Consider the following 19052-nt stretch of genomic DNA (forward strand, 5'->3'; position numbering starts at 1 on the left):
ATGAAAATATTGTTCTGTAATATTGGTTGGATGAAGAATTATCAAGGACAAACAGATGACGATCTTTTAATTGGAGGCGGTTCTTTCGTTAATGAGCATGGGTATGGTGGGGAAGTAACAAATTTCTATTCAATGAATGGGCATTGTTATGGATATGTTCGAGTAGACAAAAAAACTAATAATCTAAACTTAGAAAGAATTGAAAAAGTAAACAAAGTAGATAAAGATTTTATAGATGATGTCTGTGTTGTATGGGTTGCCAGAGATCCTATAGAAAAAAAAGGGAATGTTATTGTTGGGTGGTATAACAATGCTAGGGTATACCGTTATAAACAAGAATCCTCTTTTTTAGAAAGTGATAGTGGTTATTGGTTTGAATCTAATGAAGATAATTGCGTTCTACTTCCATTTGAAGAAAGAGATATTATCTGCCCGAGATTTAAAAAAGGTTTTATGGGGAGGACCCAATATTGGTATGCCGATAGTGACGAGAGTATTGACTTTATAAAATCAATTAAAAAATTCATTAGCAACTATACAGAATTTGTTGCGTCAACAAAATCAAAAAAAGGAATTTTTAACACTAATCCAGAGTTAAAAAAGAAGACAGAAAAAAAAGCTGAAAAACGAGTAATACAATATTATAAAACAAATGGATATACAGTTGATAATGTAGCTAAAGAAAATAAAGGCTGGGATCTGGAAGCCAAGAAAAATAACACTACAATTTGTATTGAAGTTAAAGGATTATTTGGTGATGGAAAACGAATTATACTAACACCCAATGAATATAAACATTTTATGGAAAAAGATAGTAACTACAAATTATGTATTGTTAATAATGTTATGTCAGATAAATATTACAATCTGTATATTTGCTATTTTTGTACTAAAAATAAAAAATGGGTTGTTATCCATCATAAAAATAACACGATAGATTTAAAACCTAAAATTGAAGAAAAAATATCTGCTATTGTTACATTAGAATAATGATAGTGAATTGGTGGTTGAGAGTGATTTTATATAGTCTAATGTGCCTATATATGCATTCTCAACCTATTGATTAAATTGTAACTTATTGTTTTTAAACGTTACATTAAAGAATTCATAATCGATTGGTCACTGGTTCAAGTCCAGTAAGGTCACCATCAAATGATTTATCACTTTTCACAATTTTTCATTTTAGTAAATAAAATCATGAAATTAGTTAAAAATCGTTTATTGTTTATATTTATTCAAGTTAATTTTACTGTCTTTTTTTCATGATTAAATCCTCTTTTTCTGTACTATTTTAGGGGGGATAGTTACAGGTGGATGATTTATTAAACCAATAGTGATAAAAATTATTTAGGAAAGGCATCGATTTTATTGAAGTTTTCTGTTTGACCATTTTTATTAAAATTAATTAGTTATATGGTTAAGATCCCATCAATGCCTCAAACTTAAGTGGTATGGCATAACGGCGTTTAGATTTATTAACAAATAAGCCTAGCTGAAAATTTGGAAAATTGGTTTAACTTAATTAACTACCCCTCACCCCACAACAAGCCAGCTACCTACTCACTTGGCAACGTAGTGTATACCCGATTAATGTGGATTTGGGCTTTATTGAGAGCTTAAAGGAGCAGTTTTTTTAGGTGTTTTATTGGTTAGATGTCCAATATAAAAACTCAATAAAATCAATGTTTTTCTACGTTTTTCTATTTGACAACCTAGCTAGTGCTGGATTATGAATACAATTAAAAGTCTGCCATTATGTTGCCTTTATTTGAGTAAATTTGGCATATTCAAGGCGTTATTTTTGCATAACCTGTTAATTAATTGTTGAATTTGTAATCATTGTTGTGCATTATTCTTTAGATAAATACACTATGTTAATACGAAAAAGGAGTGCTAATTGAGATTAGTAACCAAACAGAGGCTCCAAAAAGTGCTCAACATTGGTACATTGCTTATTGCCTTTGCTATTTGTTATTTATTTATGATTATTCCTATATTGGCGACTATTAAGTTTGATTCTTCTTCAAATATTTACTTGCCTATTATTTTTCTGTTTTTAGGTTTAACCCTATTGATCGAAGTTGTTTTATTTGTTTTGATGTTGATAAAACTGTTTACTGAGCCAAATACCTGCCAATTTACCTCGTTTTTAGGGCTGTTTTTAGGCGAACTGTTTTGTATTTTTTGGGGTGGAGCTGTTTTCTTTAGTGCTGTGGCTTACCGTATTGGTTTAAATGAATTTTTTGTTTTTTTATGTGCATTTTTATTTCCAGTTTTAAGTGGCTTGGCATATGGCATATTGTTTATTATTAAGGCATTAAGATGGTTGATTTGCTTTGTGTTAAAACAAAATAGTAACGCTATTTTAAGCAAGCCCCATGATCCCAATTTTTCAAAACGATAGCAATATCAAAAGGATTGGTTTATTTAAAAAAAACAAAATAAAAACTTCAATAAAATAAATGCACTTTCAAAAAGTTTTTTTGTGTAATAAAAATAAATATTTTATTGATTTTTTTGTTGAAAAATTGTACTTGCTTTTTTCTTAAATCAGCGCTTATATATACATTGATAAGTAATTGGACTTATCGACAATTTTATTAGGAGGAAACTTATCATGGTACAAAAATTTGCTCCATATGGTAGTGATGTTTCGGCTGGTACTTATAAGTGTGCCGATTGTGGCTATATGTATTCAAACCAAAGCAAAAAATCGTTACCTCCTTGCCCTGATCATAATAAAAAACCGCATAGCAAAAATGGGTGGTATATTATGTCTGGGCAGGGTGATTCAGTTAAAGATCCTCATCCAAATAAAAAGTGATTTTAGTCAGTTAATACGATTAAAGGCAGCCATTGGGTTGCCTTTTTTTGATTGTGTCGATTTTAGATAATTACCGTTTTGATAAATATTTTATTCTGCTTTATTTTTATAATAAAATTAATATTTTATTATTTTTCTCTGATTTTTTGTGTAAAATAACAACCTAATTAGGCTTATCGAAACCAATAATGCCGTTAAAATAATATAACTGGATTAAGATTCAATATAAGGAATACTGAAGTGAAAAAACGAATAAAATTGGCTGTGCTAGTTTCTGCTTTTTTTATGATTTCGAGCGCGTATAGTGCCGAATTGCCTCCGTCAGCAAATATAACTAAAGCCTTTGCGGATAGTGCTAAAAGATCGATATTAGGCGAAGGTGGAACATTTCCGGTTAAAGTCGAAGCGGGTTACGAAGTCACTAATATTTTTTATAACCTTAATAGCGTCGTTTTTGAATACAATATGCCAACCGATAGCCAAAGTGCATCAATGGAAGATATCACTGAAGGCATTAGGCTTGGTCTGAATGCGCAATTTTGTGACAAGCAAGACGTGATTGATGTGTTACGTGCTTATGATATTCGCTTCTTATTCCGCTTGCAATTCAACGATAATCGTAATGTGCCTGCAACACTATCAATTGATGAAATTTGTCAAAAACAATAAGCAGATTATTGATTGTAGCCGCATTAATGCGGTGTTTGCTCTCTTAAAGTCGGTTGTAAAATTATCGGTAATTTTGCAACCTGAGTATAATAAAAAACTTTAAATTAGTATTTTTATTTGTTCTCCACGGTAAAGTTAAGTATTGTTTTTTAGTGTCAAACTTATTTTATTTTTAAAAGATTAATGGGTTACGCAATTCATTATAATTTTCCATTGTTATTGGAATAGATTAAAAAATTAACGATTAAATAATGTTGTAATTAATTTAAAGAATAAAAACGAGAAAGTTCAATCTGTTAAAACAAGAAAATAACTTAAGTACATTTAAATTCATTCTATTTTCAATAGTTACTTTTGGTATTTATGATTTAGTATGAATTTATAAATGTAATAAGTTAATCAATAAAACTCTTGGTGTGAAAGTAACAAGTGATGCTTACATCATTATGCTAATTATTTTTAGCGTTATTTTACTTTTTGCTGATGGTATATCTCTGTTATATCAAAATAAATTTATTGAAATAATAATGCACCTAATTTTTGTCATTAGCCTTTTTATGTTTATTCACTGGGCAAATTGCGCAAGATGTGTATTAATTTACTATTGTTTAGGTGAATATAATATTAAACCGAAAACAAAAGTATTATACGCGATTATCTTTGGTATTTTTTATATAAACTATCTGATCAATGTTTTAGGTAGCATAAAGCCCAGATATCGAGCAGATAGTTTAGTTGATTAGTATAATAGATAATTTTTGGATTTTTTTATCCAGATGACTAAAAATAAGGTTCTACCTAAACTAAATAAAATATAAGAAAGCCATAACCCGTTATTACCCCAGATTGGTACGCAAATATATTGCGATACTAACCATAATATTAAAGAAAGTATCATTGAATCACGGATAGACGAAGTATAGCTAATGCCCGAAAAGACGCCGTAATAGATCAAACCACCTGCTACCACGATAGGGAAGATGATTAACCAAGGTTGATATTGCAAGCAAATGTCAATAATGTCAATTTGATTGGTGAGTAATTTGATAATAGTAGTATCAAGGGTCAACCAAATTGCAACTAATAGGATTGGACAAATAATACAGGCAAGTTTTGACCAGCGTAACGTTTGACTGTATAAAGTAATGTCTTTAGTGCCTTTTGCTTTGCCACTAAATACGCTTGATGCGTTGGCAAAGCCGTCAAATAGATAAGCCATTAAGTAATGAATTTGGAATAAGACAGCGTTAGCGGCTAATGTTTCGGTACTAAAACTAGAGCCAATCGAGATAAAGTGATTGGTGACAATTAACAAACAAATAGTTCGAATCATTAAGTTGCTATTCACTAAAATTACGCCTTTTAATGATTGCCAAGATAATATTGTTGCGAAATTGGTTTTTTGTTTGGCTTTAGGTAAATAACGATAAATAAACCAAATGCCTAATAATGTGCAGATTATTTGCGTACTTAAGGTTGCAAAGGCGACACCTGATACATCAAAGTGAAATCCCCATACCAAAATCATTGCCATAACAATATTTAGTAGATTGATTAATACCTGCAAAAATAAGACGGCTTTTATTTTTGCCATGCCCATTAGCCATCCCACTAAAACGTAATTGATTAACACAAAAGGTGCACCCCAAATCAGGATAGCAAAATAGGTGCGTGCGTGATGTTGTACGTCTTGATTTGGTTTAATAATATGCATTGCGGCATTGAAGATCACGCTTTGACAAATAATAAAAATGATACCTAATAAAATTGCAATAAAAAGAGGGCGGATGAGTGAGGCTCTTAATAAAATGGGATCATCTAATGCTTGTGCTGCAAAGCCAGTTGTACTGACACGTAAAAAGCCAAATAACCAATATAGGGTGTTAAAAATAACCGTACCAACAGCAATCCCTGCAATAAAAGCTGGATTGGGTAAATGACCCACCAGGGCTGTATCTGCAACACCGAGTAAGGGTGTTGTGATGGTTGAAATAATAAAGGGAATGACCAGAGCAAGATAATCTTTAAAGTGATACTGCTTATTTAATGTTGATGATGCTGTCATAATTTAAAAACTTAAAATAGAGTCAAGAAGTTGTTTGGAATAAGCATGGTTGACTTGATTTAATTGGTCAATGTTATCCACCTGTTCAACAATGTTGCCTTGATAAAAAAAGATAACACGATCGCATAAATAAGTGATTGTGGTTAAATCATGAGTAATAAAAATCGTGGTTAAGTTTAACTGTTTTTGTAAATCAGCGAGCAAAGATAATATTTGCGTTTGTACTGAGATGTCTAAAGAACTGACTGCCTCGTCAAATAAAATAAATTTAGGTGAGCAAGCAATAGCTCGTGCAATGCAGATCCTTTGTAATTGCCCACCGCTCATTTCATGAGGAAAGCGGTTATAAAAGGTGTGATTTAAGCCAACTTGTTCTAAAAGTTCATCAATGCGTTTTTTACGTGCATTTGATGATATTTTTTCGTAAATATCAATGGGTTCGGCAATAATTTCAGATGCAGTAAAATAGGGATTAACCGAAGCATTATAATCTTGAAATACCGCGCTAATGTCTCTTCGCATCGCCGATTTGCGCCAAGCACGTTGTGCTGTATCATATCCATTAAAGTAGATTTTACCACTGTCAGGTTTTTCAAGTCCTAAAATCAGTTTGCCTAACGTGCTTTTACCGCTGCCACTTTCACCAATAATGCCTAAGCATTCCCCTTGATATAATGAGAAAGAGACATCTTTAATAATTGGCGTTTTTTTTCGGCTGAACAAGCCTTGATTGGGTTGTAAAAAGGCTTTCTTTACATTTTCAACTTGCAATAACGGTGGCATTTAAATTGTCTCCGATGTTGATGTCAGCGTATTTGGCTGAATAACGGTATTAAATTTGGTTAATAGTTGCTTCCGTGCATTTATTAAATATTGTGTATAGTTATTTTCAGAATGATAAAAGATATGCTCACAGCTACCTTGTTCGACAATTTTGCCTTGGCTCATCACAATAATATGGTCTGCTATATGATGAATAACACCCAAATCATGCGAGATAAAGATCATGGCCGTTTTAGATTGTTGTTTAATTTGTTCAAACATTTTTAAAATATGAAATTGGCTAATTGAATCTAAAGCTGTTGTGGGTTCATCTGCAATAATCAGTTCAGGTTCAAGCATTAAAGCAATACCAATCATGATTCGTTGCAACATTCCACCACTGAGTTGATGAGGATATTTATTATAAACTTGTTTAGGATCATTAAGTCCAATATCTGCCATCATATTAAGGGCTTTTGTTATGGCTTCACTTTTGCTGATTGATTGGTGGGCAAGTAATGTTTCGACCACTTGTTTACCAATACGATAAAGGGGATCAAAAGCACTCATAGGGTGTTGTAAAATGACCGAAATCACATTGCCACGAATAAACCGCAGTGTTTCTCTAGTCTGCTTTAATAAATCACTATTTTCTGGTAACTGAATGTTGGCGTTTTGCGGTGAAAAAAGAATTTTACCTTGAACAGAAAAATAAGGCTCTAATAAGCCAATAATGGCTTTGCATGTTAAACTTTTGCCACTGCCACTTTCGCCAACAATGCCGAGGCATTGATGATGTTTAAGGTAAAATGAAATGTCATTGAGTAATTTTTGATTACTATCAAGTGTTACGGTTAGATTTTTAACCTCAAGTAATTTGTCACTCATGCTGTTTTTTCCTTTGGATCAAGAATATCTCGCAAGCAGTCCCCGAGCATATTAAAGGCAGCAACAACAATTAGAATAGCAATGCCAGGAAAGACCATTTGCATAGGGTGCTGGATCATTACGTTTTTCGCTTCACTTAACATTAGCCCCCATTCAGCCGTTGGCGCTTGTACACCTAATCCAATAAAAGAGAGTGCTGAGATGTTTAAAATAACCCAACCGGTGTCGAGTGTTGCAAGCACAATGAGTTCAGAGATGATATTTGGTAATAAATGTCTTCGAATAATAAAACAATGGGGCGCGCCAATTGCTCGCGAAAAAAGAATATAGTTTTTACGGCTATATTTAATTACACTGCTGCGGATCATTCGGCTATACCAAGCCCACTTTACAACAATATTGGCGATTATGACATTTTCGATGCCAACGCCAAGTACCCCAACAATGGCAAGTATCATCACTTGGCTAGGAAAGGAGAGCATAATATCACACGCTCTCATAATCATTTCATCAAGCTTGCCTCTTTTATAGCCCGACATTAAGCCAATTATTGAACCAATGATAATAGTAATTGTCATAGTTAGTAACGATAAAAAGAGCGTTGTACGAATACCATAAAGTAATCGTGAAAAGATATCTCGACCTAAATGATCACAACCAAGCCAATGTTCGGCAGAAATACTGGCATATTTACGCACTATTCGAATTTTATTGGGATCAAATGGTGCAATATAGGGGGCAAGAATACCTAAAATTATAATAGTGGCAATGATGATTAAACAACATAGCCCAATTTTATTTTTAACAAGTTGTTTAAGTAAATTCATGAAATATTACCACTATCTCTTAATCGTGGGTCGAATAATTGGTGTAAAATATCGACAATAAAATTACAAACCACAAATAAAATAGCCATCATTAAGATATAAGCCTGAATAACTGGGTAATCTCGGTTCATAATTGCTGAAATACATAAGCGTCCAAGCCCTGGCCATGAAAAAATATATTCAACCACAAATGAGCCAGCGATGAGTTGTGGAATAGTCATACCCAGCGCAGTAATTGTGGTATGCAATGAATTAACTAATACATGTTTTAAAATGATGACTCGTTCTTTTAGTCCGCGACTGCGGGCATAAAAAATAAAATAGTTATGCATATTTTCGATCATATTATTTCGAATAAAACGAACATAAGTAGAAATATACACAAATGATAACGTCAAGGTGGGTAAAATTAAATTTTGCCAAGAACCATAACCACCAGTTGGTAATAGGTCAAGATAGTTAGCAAATAGCCAAATCAATAGTAGACCAAGCCAATAACTTGGCATGGCAGTACCTAAAAATATGACGATACGTAAAATATGATCAAATATTGAGTTGGAAAAAATGGCGCATAATACACCCAGTACTAGACTGATAATCAAGGTAAAAATAAAAGATGAAGTGGCTAAAATAAGCGTGGGTTTTAAACAGCGGATCATCTCGTTCCAGACTAATCTGTCGCGCTCGATAAATGAACGTCCAAAATCAAGATGAAAGACATTATATAGCCAATTAAAATAGCGTTGCCAAAACGGTTGGTTTAGACCAAGTTCTTGACTCATACTTTTAATTGCTTCAGGGGTGGGCATTATTTCGTTTAAACGTAACGCCACTTCTGCTGGATCTGATGGGGCTAAGTTAATTAGCAAAAATGCGATAAATGAGATACCGATAACAATCGGTATCATCATTATTAAACGTCTTATTATATAATTTAACATTTTTATTAAGTAATAAAATAAGTCAATTAATAGTGCATTTTATCAAATGGAATATCAAATTGCGAAGGTGCAAATTCGATGCCTTTTAATGATTTGATGGCAATAGCACGGTTACGTTCATAAGTTAAAGGAATATAGACCGCCTCGTTATGCAGCGTTTCAAGTACATAGCGATAAAGTTCTTGTCGTTCTTTTTCATCAGTTGAAATCAGCGCTTTACTAATGTTGGCATCAATTTGAGATTTTTCTTGTAAACCTTGCTGAGCGATATAGTCGCCATACACTGGCAGTTTCATACCGGCTAAGAAAGATTGAGGATCATAAGGCATACCCCATGAAATATCAAAAACCATATCAAAGTCGCCAGCTTTTTGACGATCACGATAGCCTTGTTCTTCTTCACCATGAATATTGAGTTTTAACCCCACTTGTTCAAACTCATCTTGCATGTATTGCGCAATGGTTTTTTGCGAGGCGGTGTTGCTATCATAATAAAGCGTAATTTCGAAAGGCTTTCCATCTTTTTGGCGATAATGTTGACCATCAACCTTAACCCAACCCGCTTTATCCAGCAGTTGCTCTGCTAATTTTGCATCGTACTGATAGGGTTTTAAACCGATATTAGCATAAGGAATATTAATTGCCATTAACGTGTCTGCTGGCGCTTCACTGGCATTAAATATCCCTTCAGAAATATCTTTTTTACTGATGATATGTTCAATTGCTCGTCGCACATTGACATCGCTAAGCTGGGGTCTTGTGGTATTCATCAAGACCATTCGGCTAGAAACAGGTTTTGACATTAACGTTTGAAACTTATCCATTTTAGCAAATCGTTCATACGAATCAGCATCAACCATGTTTTTGCCATAAATAAGATCAATTTCACCTTTTTCAAGCGCCATTAAACGGCTTTGATTATCAGCAATGACCTTCATGTTGACTGTTTTTATTTGCGGCTTTTTTCCCCAGTAGTTAGGGTTTGCATTAAAAATAGCATACTGATCTTTTTTATGATCGCCTAAAACATAAGGGCCGGTACCAATAAAAGATTTAACACCATTTTTGGTTTCGCCATCAATCATCGCGTTAGGCGAAATAAAACGCATTGGTCTGGTGACGGCAATTTCAATTAAAAAAGGGTAATAAGGTTCAGATAGATTGACTTGTAAAGTATAATCATCTACCGCCTTAACTTCAGTAATTAAACGTACCATTTCAAGCCATGTATGGCGGACTTTATTGGCAAGGACTGCATCCCAGTTTAATTTGGCACTGTGGGCATCGAATTTAGCGCCATCACTAAAGGTCACATCTTTTCTGAGTTTAAAAGTATAGGTTTTTCCTTGGTTAGTGATAGTCCAGCTTTCTGCAAGCCAAGGGGAAAACGTGCCATCTTCATTATAATGAACAAGTGATTCATACAACATATTTTGAGCCCACATTTCGCCACCATAAAGATGAGGGTTCAAATCACGAATATCGCGGAAGTTTGCAAAGGTGATATCATCTTTAGCAAAACAGTTAAGGCTAAAAAGTGATAAAAGTGCGACCATTAACACATTTTTAATTTGGTTAAAGTTTAAATGCATATGCAATCCAGTAAACTATTGTTGTTAGGGAGCAGAATATTAGCATAATCGCAAATGATAATAAATATCATTTATCTATTTTAATAAAAAAACATATTAAAAATCATTATGATTAAAAATATAAATTGGTGAGTTATTGTCAAGTTGTGTTATATATAACCCTAATTTTATTTTATAATAATAAACAAACAGTAGATTTTATTGTGGAAAATAGGAAGTAACAAAATAAACAGAAAATATTATGGAATTGCTTTATAATATAAGCGGACAATCCACTTTTCATTTATTTAGGAATCATTTCATGTCATTTGACTCTCTTGGCTTAGATGCTAAGATTTTAAAAGCAATTCAAGAACAAAACTACACAGACCCAACTCCCATCCAACAGCAAGCTATTCCAGTCATTTTATCTGGTAAAGATCTTATGGCAAGTGCGCAAACCGGTACAGGTAAAACCGCAGGTTTTGGTTTACCCATTTTGCAAAAATGGGTCGAACAGCAAGCGCAAGCAATCAATAAACCTGAGGCGAAAAAAGGCAAACGTCCTTTATATGCATTGATTTTAGCGCCGACTCGTGAGCTTGCTGCACAAATTGGCGAAAATATTCGTGAGTATAGCCGTTATTTACCCATTCGGTCTTTGGTGGTATTTGGCGGAGTAAGTATTAATCCGCAAATGATGAAACTACGTGGCGGTGTGGATGTGTTAATTGCAACACCAGGGCGATTATTGGATTTAGTGCAACAAAATGCCGTGGATCTTTCAACGATTAAAATGCTAGTGTTGGATGAAGCTGATCGCATGTTAGATATGGGCTTTATTCATGATATTCGCCGTGTGATTGCTAAATTACCTAAAAAACGCCAAAATTTGATGTTTTCGGCAACTTTTTCTGATGAAATAAAAGTATTAGCGCAATCGATTTTGCATGCCCCAGAATTGGTTGCTGTTGCAAAAACAAATAGCGCTTCAGAGCAGATCACCCAATATGTGCATCGAGTTGATAAACGTCGTAAACGTGAATTGTTGTCTTATTTAATTGGTAAAAATCAATGGCAACAGGTGTTGGTTTTTACTCGCACGAAATATGGCGCTAATCACTTAGCTGAACAGTTGACTAAAGATGGTATAAAAGCGTCTGCCATTCATGGCAATAAGAGCCAAGGCGCACGCACTAAAGCTTTGGCAGATTTTAAAAGTGGACAAATTAGAGCATTAGTCGCAACCGATATTGCTGCTCGCGGTCTTGATATTGAGTTACTGCCTTATGTGGTTAATTATGAACTTCCACAAGTGGCAGAAGATTATGTGCATCGCATTGGACGAACAGGACGTGCTCAAAATGAAGGGCAGGCTATTTCGCTGGTATGCATTGATGAATTTCCTCAATTAAAAGCGATTGAAAAGTTAATTAAAAAAACGATTCCAGAATTAACAACTCAAGGTTTTGAAGTTGATCCTAAGATTAAAGCTGAACCGATAAAAAAATCATCACAAAGGCGAGCACCACCAAAAAGAGGAAGTGCAAGCGCAAACCGATCGTCGCAGTTCAATCAAAATGGTGTGAAATCATCAAGCCGACATAATCACACTAAAAATAAACAAATTAATTAATATTTAATAATGTAGAAGGAAACTATTATGGTAAATCGCAGCAGACGTTTACGAAAAAAATTACACATTGAAGAGTTTAAAGAGTTAGGCTTTACGGTTAGTTGGTCTTTTGACGAAGGTACAAGCGAAGAGACTTTAGATAATATCGTTGATCAGTTTATTCTTGAAGCTATTCAACCCAATGGTTTAGCTTATGAGGGAAGCGGTTATTTAAATTGGAAAGGGATTATTTGCACCCAAAAATTAGGGAACTGTACTGAAGAACATCGTGACATTGTCACAAAATGGCTGGAAACTCACGGTTTGAAAAATGTAAAAACCAGCCAACTTATTGATATTTGGTGGGATGAATTAGAGTTCTAATTCATTGGTCATCTTTAAATAGAAAATAGTCACAGGTGTGGCTATTTTTATGACTAAATTACTATTGTAATAATGGGTAATTTGCTTTTTATTATTTATAACCCATTGTACTTATGTTTTCTTAAAATGATCAAACAACGCTAATATAAGTTGGTATAAATCAGTTAGCCTAATTCTATTATCTAAACAATGACTGTCTACTATTTCGGTAAGGGGGCTTGCATAATGGGCGAAGACACTATTTTTAAACTTGATAAAAAATATACGCCTTTTTTATTCAAAGCGATAGAAGCAGCAAAGAAAAGCGAATTTGTGACCAAATATAAATACGATATCGATCATTTTTATATATCTTTTAATAATTATATAAGTATAAATAATGGATTTAGCTGTTATACAATAAGCTTTTATTCGAAAGAGATAACGCAAGATAATTGGATGAACATTGGGGCTGGTGGAATAGTTATAGATGATATAAATGTTGATATAGACATTGATTCTGGCGAAGTTATTTCCATTTATACAAGTGGTTAACAAAAATTAAGACGTTGTAAAATTTATTGGCAACCAGAATAATAGCCACATTGGTATTTGTGGCCATTTTTATTAATGAATGATTATTCAATTCCTTGACTACGTAAGTAATCTTCATAATTACCCGTATAATCAATTACTTTTTCTGGGGTGATTTCGACAATGCGTGTTGCCAGTGAGCTAACAAATTCCCGGTCGTGCGAAACAAAAAATAGTGTGCCCTGATAAAGCTCTAATGCCATATTGAGTGATTCGATAGATTCCATATCTAAATGGTTAGTTGGTTCGTCCATAACAATAATATTAGGACGTTGCATCATCAATTTACCAAATAACATACGTCCTTTTTCACCACCAGATAAGACCTTAACTTGTTTTTTAATATCGTCTTGTGAAAATAATAATCGACCTAGAATACTACGCACGGCTTGTTCATCGTCGTTTGGTTGTTTCCATTGGCTCATCCAGTCAAATACCGTTAAATCGCCTTCAAATTCGTATTCATGATCCTGCGCATAATAACCAATATTTGCGTTTTCAGACCATTTTATATCGCCTTGCTCAGGAGTCAGTTCGCCCATTAGCGTTTTTAATAATGTGGTTTTACCAATACCATTAGTCCCTAAAATAGCAACTTTTTCGCCCACTTCAACCATGAGCTTAAGATTTTTAAAAAGAGGGCCATTGTCAAATCCTTTGGTAAGGTCTTCAACAACAAGCGCATTACGAAATAGCTTTTTATCTTGCTCAAAACGAATAAAAGGATTTTGTCGACTAGAAGCTTTGACTTCTTCAAGTTTGATTTTTTCAATTTGCCTTGCGCGTGATGTTGCTTGTTTTGATTTTGATGCATTGGCACTAAAGCGACTAACAAAGGATTGCAGTTCACTAATTTGTGCTTTCTTTTTGGCATTGTCGGCTAACAAACGCTCTCTCGCTTGCGTTGATGCGGTCATGTAATCGTCGTAGTTGCCCGGATAGATGCGCAATTCACCATAATCTAAATCTGCCATATGGGTACAGACCATATTCAAAAAATGTCGGTCATGCGAAATAATGATCATAGTACTTTCGCGTTGATTTAAGGTATCTTCAAGCCAGCGGATTGTATCAATATCTAAGTTATTGGTTGGTTCATCGAGTAATAAGATATCTGGATTTGAAAATAGGGCTTGGGCTAATAATACCCGCAACTTCCAACCTGGTGCGATTTCGCTCATTAATCCGTAATGTTGCTCAATTGGAATACCAACACCTAATAATAATTCGCCAGCCCGAGATTCGGCACTGTAACCATCCATTTCAGCATATTGGCTTTCTAAATCAGCAACTTTAAAGCCATCTTCTTCACTCATTTCAGGGAGTGAATAGATGCGATCCCGTTCTTGCTTGATCTCCCATAATTCGGTATGTCCCATAATTACGGTATCAAGGACGGTAAATTCTTCAAAAGCAAACTGATCTTGGCGTAATTTACCGAGTCTTTCATGTGGATCTAAAGCCACATTACCTGATGTAGGCACGAGATCGCCACCAATAATTTTCATAAAGGTGGATTTACCACTGCCATTAGCGCCGATTAGACCATAACGATTACCGTTGCCAAATTTAACCGAGATGTTTTCAAATAATGGCTTACTGCCAAATTGCATTGTGATGTTATTTGTACTTAACACGAAAATTGACTCTCTTTAAAATGCGTTTTGCTCAAAAGCAATAATTAGCCTTTGCATGACGTCGCGAAAATATAAATTGGCGCACATTATGCCATAATTAATCATTTTTGAGGATCTTTGTTTTATATAACGGCATTTAGGGAGGGTATATTTAATTTAATTCTTAACATAGTGTAAAGTATAAAAGAATTTCGTGATGCTTACATTTCATGATTAAAATAATTTCCTAAAATTTACAAGACGTTAGTCGTTTCTCAAATTACTGTCAAAAACGTGAAACATTCCTAAAATATATTTTACCTTTGATTGCAGGTTTATTGGGGAAAAATATAATCACTTGATATACCGTATAGTCCATTGATTGTTATTAAAATTTTTATATAAAATCAATGCACTACATGAATAATTTTTATTGTAACATGCACTAATCTTTTACAACATCTGAAGACTATTGATTTGTTGTTGAAAAGTATCGACAATGCAATCTTGACAAAATTTAAATTTTATACTCAATCACTTTTTATACTTAAACACATAGTTACCTGAAACTTTTTGACAAAATTCTTAGGATTTTCATCACAGACAAAAAGCGCCCTAGTAAATCAATAATTATCTTTTTACACACCTTAACAAATACCCTACTTTCAAATTTTCAAAACCCGTTTAATCTATTTATACTTTATATTGAATATATAAAATTAAAACAAATATATATCATGAAAAAGGAATCGGAAGCATGTTAAAATGTTGTTTAATAGCTAGCCATCATTTGGGTTTATTTTTCGGATTGAAAATGAGACGTAATTTATTGGTGGTGAGCATTATTAATTCGCTAATATCTTTTCATTTAGTATTAAAATCGAATTTAAATTTACTTATAAAACCTGCAAGGTTTTTATTATCTTATTTTCCTATCACACTATTATTTATTGTTATAAGCCTATTTTTAGCTGCCAATATCAACATAGCAAATGCCTTAAGTGCGACAACCAGTAATGTAATCAATGGTAGTGCACCATATCTAACCTTTGATGGTGGAGTTACTAGGGCAGAAAACACCGAAGCATTACTTGCAATAACCTTAGCAGATGAAATGGAGATAAAAGCAAATGAAGATTTATCAAGTCTTATAAAACCGATAGAGCTACCGCAAAGTATAAAAAAGTTTAGTGATATAAAAACAGTGGTGCCACTACCAACATCAGGAAATAGCTATTACCCAAGTATTGATTTAAATAGTTTAATTGGTACTTCATACAATTATTGGGGCGATGATGATGGCGATGGTGATATAAGTGCTACAGGAAGTATAACTGTAAAGTGGCAAGATAATATGGGTAACGATATAACAGCAAACGTAAAAGCAAATCCAACCAAATTATTAAGTACGTCATGTGCTGCAAATTATCAATTAACGATAAAAGCAACCTCCGGCGAATTATTAACACGGTATGGTTCACCTAATAAAAGTACTTTTAATGCAATAGAGCACACTTATTATATTAAACCGCATAGAAATAATATGACCCCTTGTTCAGTATTATATGCACAGCCAAATTTGGCTCATGATAACACTGTGAAATAGCGGCACAAATAGACACAATCAACGAAGTGCAATTACACGAATTTAAAAATGCGATTATTAGTGCAAACCATCTATTTTTAGCGGGAACAGGGCGTTCGGGATTAATGATAAGTGCGTTTGCCAATCGGTTAATGCATTTAGGTTTAAAGGTCAGCTTAATTACCGAAATTAGTAAACCCAAAGCCGATAAAGGTGATTTGCTGATTTTAGGCTCTAATTCAGGCGAAACCAAAAGCTTAATTGCCTATGCACAGCAGGCAAAAGACTTAGGTGTCAAAATCATATTATTCACAACAACCGGTACCTCGACCTTGGCAAAATTAGCCGATAATATGGTTATTATTCCTATAAAACTTGATAAGTTAAACCAACCAATGGGTAGCACATTTGAGCAACTCTCATTACTGACTTACGACAGTCTTATTTATAGTTTGATGGAAAGCTTACAACAGACTCCAGAGGTAATGAAGTGTCGGCATGCGAATATTGAGTGATTTTATGAAATAAAAAGACATGAAAATCAATGTGCTATCTAATTTTTTTTATTTTTTACATGGTTTGAGAACTATAAAATATTGCAATTTTTAATGGTTTATAACTTGTTTAAGTTAGGGATAACGTAAAATTCCCTAACTATTAATTGTATTATTTATCTAGCATCTTTTAAATTTATAATACTAATTCAACAATATTTTTAATATTGCAATTTTCCCTATGTTGAGAATGTAAAAGTGATTAAATTAAATAAAAATCATACAATACAAACTGAATAAGTAATAAAAATATCTTTAAAAATAATATAAAAAATTATTATATAATGAAAGTTATCGGTTTTTATATAGACAATTGATCCGTTTTAGTTTAGTATTTTTGCGTAAATTTTATGTAATAATTGAGTGAAAATTGGACTTTGAAGTGTTGTGATGAAAAAATTTCTATTAAGTTTAGCCTTAGTTATCTGTCCCGTCTCTATTGTATTAGCCGAGCCCCTGTCAACACAAACACTCAGTGACCAGCAGCTGATCCACCAGCAAGAACGTCAAAAAGCTCTGCAAGATTCGTTAAATCCCATCTCACCTGATATCCATTTATTACCACCGAGCACAACAACTGGACAGATAGACTTTCCGGTTGAGTCGTTATGTTTCAATATTAATCAGGTTGAATTAATAGGGCGTGACAAATTACCTTGGTTTATTCCCTTAAAAAAACTTGTACAACAAGCCGAGCATCGCTGCTTGGGTGGGCAAGGAATAAATTTGTTGATGAGTCAGTTACAAGACCGCCTAGTGAGTTATGGTTTTATCACTACCCGAGTTGTTGCCCCCGAGCAAGATTTAGGGGAGGGGACATTAAAATTACTGTTAGTTGAAGGTAAAGTTAGGCGCATAGTCTACAGTGAAGATAGTGATAAATATGCACAACTGTATAGTGCCATGCCAGCAAGAGAAAACCAAATACTCAATCTACGAGATATAGAGCAAGGGCTTGAGAACTTACAACGTTTACCCACAGTGAGTGCACAGATGCAGTTAGTACCAGGGGATAAACCGGGTGAAAGCGATATTGTTATTAGTCGCAAACAAACAAAAATGTGGCGATTAGGATTATCGGTTGATGATTCTGGTACCAAAACAACGGGACGAGACCAAGGCGGAGTTACACTTTACATGGATAACTTATTGTCATTAAGTGATGCATTTTATATCTCTGGTGGACATGATTTAAATGGTAAAGGCAAATACGGTTCGCGTAACTATTTATTCTCGTATTCGGTGCCTTGGGGTTATTGGTTATTCAATGCCTCGCTATCTGGTAACAAATATCATCAAACGGTAGCGGGACAAAATGAAGATTATAAATACAGTGGACGTAGTCGCAACGCCAATATCCAACTGAGTCGATTGATTCATCGCAATGAATCTCAAAAAACGACATTAAGTTATGGCATTAGTCTACGTCAATCACATAACTATATCAATGATACGGAAATTGAAATCCAGCAACGAAAAACGACGAATTGGCAATTAGGGTTACAACATCGGCACTATATTAACGATATAACATTAGACGCGGGCGTCACGTATCAAAAAGGTGTGCGTTGGTTCAATGCACGAAAAGCGCCAGAGGAGCGTAATCCAGAAGACAACGGTAGTGCACTATCTAATATTTTTTTAGTCAACTTTTCGGCGAATGTCCCCTTTAACTTGGGACAGCAACAATTTCGTTATCGTTTAGACTATCAAGGTCAATATACGCGGGGTGAACGCTTAACTTCACCAGACCAGTTTTCGATAGGCGGACGATGGAGTGTACGAGGTTTTGATGGTGAATTAACCTTAAAAGCTGACCGAGGTTGGTATGTACGTAATGAACTTGCCTGGCAGGCACCTTTTAACCATGAGCCATATTTAGGTATTGACACTGGTGAGGTCTCGGGGGCTAAAAGCGAATATTTGTTAGGGCGGCACCTAACCGGAGGTGTTGTAGGTATTAGGGGTAGCCATTACGGTTTTTACTACGACCTATTTGCAGGTACCCCGATACGCAAACCGAAAGGATTTAAAACCAATCCTTTAGCATTAGGGTTTAACGTAAACTGGAATTATTAACATCTAGCATCAAGAATATAGAGTAGTTAAAGCTATCGAGACACTAGAATAATTAAGGTAACGAAAATAAGGACAAAACGATGAACAGGCATTTATATC

At 34.1% G+C, this 19052-nt stretch carries 17 protein-coding genes; 10 read left to right on the plus strand and 7 right to left on the minus strand.

The window, feature by feature from the left end; genetic code table 11:
• The 4 genes from ACYIAL_RS08375 to ACYIAL_RS08390 all read left to right on the plus strand — a co-directional run bounded on the left by ACYIAL_RS08375 (position 1) and on the right by ACYIAL_RS08390 (position 3493).
• Entirely contained in the window at positions 1 to 990 is a 990-nt protein-coding gene (locus ACYIAL_RS08375; protein ID WP_483751429.1) for a protein NO VEIN domain-containing protein, read from the plus strand.
• A gap of 907 nt (positions 991 to 1897) precedes the next feature.
• Positions 1898 to 2404 (plus strand): hypothetical protein, encoded by a 507-nt coding sequence (locus ACYIAL_RS08380; RefSeq protein ID WP_174796982.1) that lies wholly within the window; start codon positions 1898 to 1900, stop codon positions 2402 to 2404.
• Positions 2405 to 2617: 213 nt separating this feature from the next.
• Positions 2618 to 2824 carry a hypothetical protein gene (locus ACYIAL_RS08385; RefSeq protein ID WP_174796983.1) on the plus strand — a complete coding sequence of 69 codons (207 nt, stop codon included), beginning with the start codon at positions 2618 to 2620 and terminating at the stop codon, positions 2822 to 2824.
• A 240-nt stretch (positions 2825 to 3064) separates the two neighbouring features.
• Entirely contained in the window at positions 3065 to 3493 is a 429-nt protein-coding gene (locus ACYIAL_RS08390) for a hypothetical protein (protein ID WP_174796984.1), read from the plus strand.
• A gap of 739 nt (positions 3494 to 4232) precedes the next feature.
• On the opposite strand, the gene ACYIAL_RS08395 is transcribed toward ACYIAL_RS08390, so the two are convergent.
• From ACYIAL_RS08395 to nikA, 6 genes are read right to left on the minus strand one after another with little or no spacing between them, the layout of a single operon-like run.
• A complete protein-coding gene (locus ACYIAL_RS08395; RefSeq protein WP_483751430.1) occupies positions 4233 to 5558 on the minus strand; it encodes an MATE family efflux transporter in 1326 nt (441 codons plus the stop codon).
• A 3-nt stretch (positions 5559 to 5561) separates the two neighbouring features.
• Positions 5562 to 6341: an ABC transporter ATP-binding protein gene (locus ACYIAL_RS08400; RefSeq protein ID WP_483751431.1), complete on the minus strand. Its 780-nt coding sequence runs from the start codon at positions 6339 to 6341 to the stop codon at positions 5562 to 5564.
• On the minus strand, positions 6342 to 7208 hold the full coding sequence (locus tag ACYIAL_RS08405; RefSeq protein ID WP_483751432.1) for an ABC transporter ATP-binding protein: 867 nt from the start codon (positions 7206 to 7208) through the stop codon (positions 6342 to 6344).
• Positions 7205 to 8035 (minus strand): nickel/cobalt ABC transporter permease, encoded by an 831-nt coding sequence (gene opp1C, locus ACYIAL_RS08410; protein WP_483751433.1) that lies wholly within the window; start codon positions 8033 to 8035, stop codon positions 7205 to 7207. Before opp1C ends, ACYIAL_RS08405 begins: the two co-directional genes overlap by 4 nt.
• On the minus strand, positions 8032 to 8976 hold the full coding sequence (gene opp1B, locus ACYIAL_RS08415; RefSeq protein ID WP_483751434.1) for a nickel/cobalt ABC transporter permease: 945 nt from the start codon (positions 8974 to 8976) through the stop codon (positions 8032 to 8034). Before opp1B ends, opp1C begins: the two co-directional genes overlap by 4 nt.
• Before the next feature lie 26 nt (positions 8977 to 9002).
• Complete coding sequence (gene nikA / locus ACYIAL_RS08420; protein WP_483751435.1) at positions 9003 to 10568, minus strand: nickel ABC transporter substrate-binding protein; 1566 nt, start codon at positions 10566 to 10568, stop codon at positions 9003 to 9005.
• 301 nt (positions 10569 to 10869) lie between these two features.
• Here nikA and rhlE point away from each other — a divergent pair, with 301 nt between their 5' ends.
• The 3 genes from rhlE (at position 10870) to ACYIAL_RS08435 (ending at position 13080) form a co-directional block, all read left to right on the plus strand.
• Positions 10870 to 12183 (plus strand): ATP-dependent RNA helicase RhlE, encoded by a 1314-nt coding sequence (gene rhlE / locus ACYIAL_RS08425; RefSeq protein WP_483751436.1) that lies wholly within the window; start codon positions 10870 to 10872, stop codon positions 12181 to 12183.
• Between the two features lie 27 nt (positions 12184 to 12210).
• Positions 12211 to 12546, plus strand: a complete 336-nt coding sequence (locus ACYIAL_RS08430; RefSeq protein ID WP_483564168.1) for a YggL family protein — start codon at positions 12211 to 12213, stop codon at positions 12544 to 12546.
• A 225-nt stretch (positions 12547 to 12771) separates the two neighbouring features.
• Complete coding sequence (locus tag ACYIAL_RS08435) at positions 12772 to 13080, plus strand: hypothetical protein (RefSeq protein WP_483751437.1); 309 nt, start codon at positions 12772 to 12774, stop codon at positions 13078 to 13080.
• Positions 13081 to 13163: 83 nt separating this feature from the next.
• Here the strand turns inward: ACYIAL_RS08435 and ACYIAL_RS08440 are convergent, their stop codons facing one another.
• The gene (locus tag ACYIAL_RS08440; RefSeq protein WP_483564167.1) at positions 13164 to 14756 is read right to left on the minus strand and encodes an ABC-F family ATPase; all 1593 of its coding nucleotides are present in this window, start codon (positions 14754 to 14756) and stop codon (positions 13164 to 13166) included.
• Between the two features lie 793 nt (positions 14757 to 15549).
• Here ACYIAL_RS08440 and ACYIAL_RS08445 point away from each other — a divergent pair.
• The 3 genes from ACYIAL_RS08445 (at position 15550) to ACYIAL_RS08455 (ending at position 18953) form a co-directional block, all read left to right on the plus strand.
• The gene (locus tag ACYIAL_RS08445; protein ID WP_483751438.1) at positions 15550 to 16341 is read left to right on the plus strand and encodes a hypothetical protein; all 792 of its coding nucleotides are present in this window, start codon (positions 15550 to 15552) and stop codon (positions 16339 to 16341) included.
• 26 nt (positions 16342 to 16367) lie between these two features.
• On the plus strand, positions 16368 to 16835 hold the full coding sequence (gene hxlB, locus ACYIAL_RS08450; protein ID WP_483748239.1) for a 6-phospho-3-hexuloisomerase: 468 nt from the start codon (positions 16368 to 16370) through the stop codon (positions 16833 to 16835).
• 429 nt (positions 16836 to 17264) lie between these two features.
• Positions 17265 to 18953, plus strand: coding sequence for a ShlB/FhaC/HecB family hemolysin secretion/activation protein (locus ACYIAL_RS08455; protein ID WP_483751439.1), 1689 nt, complete (start codon positions 17265 to 17267; stop codon positions 18951 to 18953).
• Positions 18954 to 19052: the final 99 nt, after the last annotated feature.

The sequence above is a fragment of the Gilliamella sp. X-57 genome (assembly GCF_057063565.1).